The 4,856-nt window shown below is 69.0% G+C and carries 3 protein-coding genes; all 3 read right to left on the reverse strand.

Going from position 1 to position 4,856, the window contains the following annotated elements; translation table 11 throughout:
* Positions 1–3: 3 nt before the first annotated feature.
* Complete coding sequence (fadJ, locus tag D7V97_RS40065) at positions 4–2,241, reverse strand: fatty acid oxidation complex subunit alpha FadJ (protein WP_120615833.1); 2,238 nt, start codon at positions 2,239–2,241, stop codon at positions 4–6.
* The gene (fadI, locus tag D7V97_RS40070; RefSeq protein WP_120615834.1) at positions 2,241–3,542 is read right to left on the reverse strand and encodes an acetyl-CoA C-acyltransferase FadI; all 1,302 of its coding nucleotides are present in this window, start codon (positions 3,540–3,542) and stop codon (positions 2,241–2,243) included. The genes fadJ and fadI overlap by 1 nt, the downstream gene beginning before the upstream one ends.
* A gap of 146 nt (positions 3,543–3,688) precedes the next feature.
* Positions 3,689–4,735 carry a uroporphyrinogen decarboxylase gene (gene hemE, locus D7V97_RS40075; protein WP_120615835.1) on the reverse strand — a complete coding sequence of 349 codons (1,047 nt, stop codon included), beginning with the start codon at positions 4,733–4,735 and terminating at the stop codon, positions 3,689–3,691.
* Positions 4,736–4,856 lie beyond the last annotated feature (121 nt).

Here is a 4,856-nt window from a genome sequence, read left to right on the forward strand (position 1 = left end):
GCACTACGCCTCGTAGAAGCCCTTGCCGGCCTTCACCTTCTCCACCAGCAGGGGCGCGGGCGTGAAGCGCTCGCCGTACTTGTCCTGGTAGTGCTCCAGCTTGCGCAGCAGGTTGTCCAGACCCAGGCTGTCCGCGTAACGCAGCGGGCCGCCCAGGAACGGCGGGAAGCCCAGGCCGAAGATGGCGCCCACGTCGCCGTCGCGGGGGCTGCGCAGGATGCCCTCGCCCAGGCAGCGGATGGCCTCGTTCACCATCTGCAGCGCGCAGCGCTCCGCCATCTCCGTGGGGTCCATCGTCTTGCGGTCCTTGCCGTGCGGCAGGAGCAGGTAGACGGCGGGATCCACGTCCTGCTTCTTCCCGTTCTCGTACAGGTAGAAGCCCTTCTGCGTCTTGCGGCCCAGGCGGCCGTCGGACACCACGCCCTCCAGCGCCTTGGGCGCGGACATCCGCTTGCCGAACGCGGCCTCCATGATGGGGCCCACCTTCTGGGCCACGTCGATGCCCACCTCGTCCAGCAGGGTGATGGGCCCCACCGGGAAGCCGAAGTCCACGAGCGCCTTGTCCAGCTGGACGATGTCCGCGCCTTCCGCCAGCAGGTACGCCGCCTCGTTCATGTACGGCGCCAGCACGCGCGACGTGTAGAAGCCCGGCCCGTCGTTGACGACGATGACCGTCTTGCCCTGCTTGCGGCCCACGTCCACGCAGGTGGCCGTCACCCACTCCGCGGTGCCCGGATGCGTGATGATCTCCAGCAGCGGCATCTTGTGGACCGGGCTGAAGTAATGCATCCCGATGACTTGCGCGGGGCGCTTGCTGCCCTTCGCCAGCTCGCCAATGGGCAGGCTGGAGGTGTTGGACGCGAAGATGGTGTCCGGGCCGGTGATGGCCTCCACCTCCGCGATGACCTGGTGCTTGAGCTTCAGGTCCTCGAACACCGCCTCGATGACGAGGTCCACCGACTTGAAGCCGCTGTAGTCCGTGGCCGCGGTGATGTTGGAGAACTTCGCGGACGCCTCACGGTGGGTGAGCGAGCGGCGCTTCACGCGCTCGTCCAGCACGGTCTGCACCTGCTTGAGCGCGCGGCCCGCGCCCGCGTCGTCGCGGTCCTTCACGCGCACCGGCACGCCCTGGAGCACGCCCGCCACGTAGGCGATGCCGCCGCCCATCAGGCCGCCGCCGAGCACACCCACCTTCTTCACCTCGCGCGGCTTCACGCTGGGGTTGGCGGTGCCGTTCTCCTTCTTCAGCGCCGTCGTGGCGAAGAAGATCTCCACCAGCCGCCGCGACACGTCCGTGAACACCAGCTCACCGAACGCCTTCGCCTCGGCCTCCAGGCCCGCCTTGCGCCCGGACTCCAGGCCCACGCGAATCACTTGCAGCGCCTTCTCCTGCGCGGGGTACTTGCCGCGCGTCTTCTTCAGGAGCGCCTTCTTCGCCTGGTCGAAGAGCACCTTGCGGCCCAGCGGGTTGTCCTCCAGCGCGGCCTCCGCCCACAGGTCCTTGCTGATGAGGCCCTGGAAGAAGCCCGCCAGGCCCTTCGTCTTGCCGCTCTGCGCCACCGCCTTGAAGCCCTGGTGCGCGCGCTCCACCTTGAGCGTGCCCGCCGCCAGCTCCGCCGCGCGCCGCACCGCGAGCGCCTTCAGCATGGGCACGGGGACGACCTCGTCCACGATGCCCAGCTTCTTCGCCTTGGACGCCTTCACGTTCTTGCCCGTGAGGATGAGGTCCAGGGCCGCCTGCGCGCCGATGAGCGCGGGCAGCCGCTGCGTGCCGCCCGCGCCGGGGATGAGCCCCAGCTGCGTCTCCGGCAGGCCCAGGCTCGTCTTGGGGCTGTCGGTGGCGATGCGGTAGTGACACGCGAGCGCCCACTCCAGGCCGCCGCCCAGACACGCGCCGTGGATGGCCGCGACCACGGGCTTGGGGAAGGCCTCCAGCCGGTCGAACTGCGCGTGCGCGCCGCGGCTGATGGCGACGACCTCGTCCGCGGACTTGATGGTCTGGAGGAAGTCGATGTTCGCGCCGGCGACGAAGTTGTCCTTCTTGCCGGAGATGAACACCACGGCCTTCACGTCCAGGGCCCGCTCCGCCTGCTCCAGCAGGTGGGTGAACGCGGTGCCCACTTCCGGGGACAGCGTGTTCACCGGCGCGCCCGGCAGGTCCACGGTGATGACCGCGACGCCGTCCGTGACGTCGTAGCTCAAGCCCTGCTTCGCCTCGACCTCTTCATGCTTGGTCGCCATCACGCACGCTCCAGGATGACCGCGGCGCCCAGCCCGCCCGCGGCGCAGACGGTGCACATCACCGTGTTCTTGTTCCGACGCTTCAGCTCGTTGAGGGCCTGCGTGACGATGCGCGCTCCCGTGGCCCCGAACGGATGGCCAATGGAGATGGAGCCGCCCGTCACGTTCAGCCGCGAGCGGTCCACCTCGCCCACCGGACCGCTGAAGCCCGCCTTCTTCGCGAACTCCTTCGACGCCAGCGCCTGGATGTTGCTCGCCACCTGCGCGGCGAAGGCCTCGTGCATCTCCACGAGGTCGATGTCCGAGAGCTTCATCCCCGCGCGCTTGAGCGCCACGGGCGCCGCGTACGCCGGGCCCTGGAGGAGCTGGTCGCCCGGGTCCGTGGCCGCGAACGCGTGCGAGCGCAGGAAGCCCAGCGGCTCATAGCCGAGCGCCTTCGCCTTCTCCTCGCTCATCAGGATGAGCGCCGCGGCGCCGTCCGTGAGCGGGGACGCGTTGCCGGCGGTGACGCTGCCATAGCGGCGGTCGAACACCGGCTTGAGCTTGGAGAGCGCCTCCAGGCTGGTGTCCTCGCGCACGATGTTGTCCTTCGCGGCGGACTGTTCGTACTTGGGCGGCACGAGGATGTGCATCACCTCGTCGTCGAAGCGGCCTTCCTTCCATGCCTTCGCCGCGTTCTGGTGCGAGTTGAAGGCGATGAGGTCCTGCTCCTCGCGGCTGATGCCGTTCTCCTTGGCCATCTTCTCCGCGCTCTCGCCCATCGTCTCGCCGGTGGAGTACTCGGCGATGGCGGGGGGCACGGGCAGCAGGTCCTTGCCCTTGAGCTTCTGGAAGGGCTTGAGCTTGTCCGGCAGGCTCTTGCCCTTGGACGACGCGATGAGCGCGTGCGCCAGCGGGCGGCTCGTGAAGATGGGCGCGTCCGACATGGACTCGGTGCCGCCCGCGATGATGACGTCCGCGTCACCCAGCGCGATGGCGTTTGCTCCCGCCACCATCGCCTGGATGGACGTGGCGCAGGCGCGCGACACCGTGAAGGCGTCAATGCGCTTGGGCAGGCCCGCGGCCAGCACCACTTCGCGCGCGATGGACGGCGCCGTCAGCGTGGGGATGACCTGGCCGAAGACGAGCTGGTTGATTTCGTTCGGATCCAGGTCGCTGCGCTGCACCAGCTCCTGGACCACCATGCGGCCCAGGTCCAGCGCCGTCAGTCCCGCGAAGACGGTGCCCGCCTTCGCGAACGGCGTCCGCAATCCGCGAACGATGGCCACCCGACGGTGGCCGTTGCGCTTCTCGCTTGCCATGTGTGCCTCACCCTCTGTGCGACGAGTGAGGCGCTTCTAACGACCGACAATGCGCCGCGTCAATGCCGGATTGATTCAAGAGTCAACTGCCGGGCAGGCAGACAGCCAGGGGGCCGGCCCGCGCACAGAGACCTTCACAACGACCTTCAGCGCAGGGCGATGCCCTGACGGAGCGCGGTGCCGTGGCGGTGCACGGCGTCCACGAGGAACTTCGCGGCGTCCGGGTCGCTGGGCGGGAGGATGCCGTGCCCCAGGTTGAAGATGTGCCCGATGGGGCCCGCGCGGCCGAGGATGTCCTTCACGCGCGCGTCCAGCTCCTCGCGCGGGAGGAACAGGTGCAGCGGGTCCAGGTTGCCCTGCGTGGCGACGTCCGGCCCGAGGATGCGCCGGCCCTCGTCCACGTTCACGCGCCAGTCCAGGCCGATGACGTCCGCGCCGGTGCGCTTCAGCAGCGGCAGGTGCGGCGTCATGTTGGTGCCGAAGAGGATGACGGGCACGCCGGTGGCCTTGAGCTCCGTCACCATGCGGGTGAGGTACGGCAGGCTGAAGCGCTCGAAGTCGTAGGGGGACAGCTCACCGCCCCACGAGTCGAAGATCTGCACGATGCTGGCGCCGGCCTCCACCTGCATCTTGAGGTACGGGATGAGGGTGTCGGTGAGCTTCTGGAACAGGCGGTGGGCCAATTCCGGCTGCTCGAAGAGCAGGCGCTTGATGACGATGTAGCTCTTGGAGCCGCCGCCCTCGACCATGTACGCGGCCAGGGTGAAGGGCGCGCCCGCGAAGCCGATGACGGGCACGGAGTCGTTGAGGGCCTTGCGCGTGCGGCGGATGGCTTCGGCGACGAAGCCGGTGCCTTCGACGGGGTCCGGGACGCCCAGCTTGTCGATGTCCGCGGCGGTGCGCAGGGGGTTGGGGAAGTGCGGCCCCTTGTCCCCGAGCTCCAGGTGGATGCCCATGGCCTCCACGGGGATGAGGATGTCGGAGAAGATGATGGCCGCGTCCACGCCCAGCCGGGTGACGGGCTGCACCGTCACTTCCGCGGCCAGGTCCGGGTTCTTGCAGAGGTCCAGGAACGCGATGTTGCCGCGGATGGCCCGGTACTCGGGCAGGTAGCGGCCCGCCTGCCGCATCAGCCACACGGGGGTGGTGTCGGTGGGCTGGCGGCGCGCCGTGCGCAGGAGTCGGTCGTTCACGTCGTCACCTTCAAGGGCAGGGAGGGAGTCGGGGACCCTGCCTATTTACGGGAAACGCGGACGAAAGGGCCTGGAACCTTCAGGCTCAGCCGCCGTCCCGCTCGCCCCCATGGTCGTCCCC

This window comes from Corallococcus sp. CA053C, from assembly GCF_003611675.1.
Taxonomy (GTDB): Bacteria; Myxococcota; Myxococcia; order Myxococcales; family Myxococcaceae; genus Corallococcus.